Annotated in this window: 1 protein-coding gene; it reads left to right on the plus strand. The window is 58.7% G+C overall.

The window, feature by feature from the left end:
- Positions 1-20: 20 nt before the first annotated feature.
- Positions 21-627 (plus strand): transposase (locus ACXAEW_RS22240; RefSeq protein ID WP_474943538.1); only part of this gene is annotated, 607 nt, incomplete at its 3' end.

The raw sequence follows: 627 nt of genomic DNA on the forward strand, positions 1-627 counted from the left end.
GTTGCAGGAGATTGACCGCGATGATGGGGCCGAGGCAGGAAGCGCAGGGAGCGTTGTTCTACGAGTTCTCGATTGAGGACCATGTTCCTCAGGATCACATTCTCCGTGGCATAGACCGGTTCGTCGAACTTTCAGGCATCCGGGGACACCTTGCCCCCTTCTATAGCTCAACGGGCAGACCGTCAGTTGATCCGGAACTGATGATCCGGATGCTGCTGGTGGGCTACGTGATGGGCATTCGATCTGAGCGTCGGCTCTGTGACGAGGTGCATCTCAACCTCGCGTACCGCTGGTTTTGCCGCCTCGATCTCACTGATCCGGTGCCGGACCATTCGACCTTCTCGAAGAACCGGCACGGCCGTTTCCGAGACAGTGACCTTTTGCGGCATTTGTTCGAGACGGTTGTTACGCGCTGTATCGAGGAAGGGTTGGCCAGTGGGCAGCGTTTCGCAGCTGACGCCAGCCTGATCCAGGCTGATGCCAATCGGCAGAACTCCTCACCGCAGCGGGATTGGGCACCTGAGAAGATCGTCCCTGAAGATGCACCCCGCGCCGTCAGGGAATACCTAGAGACGTTGGATGAAGCCGCCTTTGGTGCTGCAAGCCCGGTGAAGCCGAAGTTCACCT

The sequence above is a fragment of the Epibacterium sp. ABZ3_068 genome (assembly GCF_056159265.1).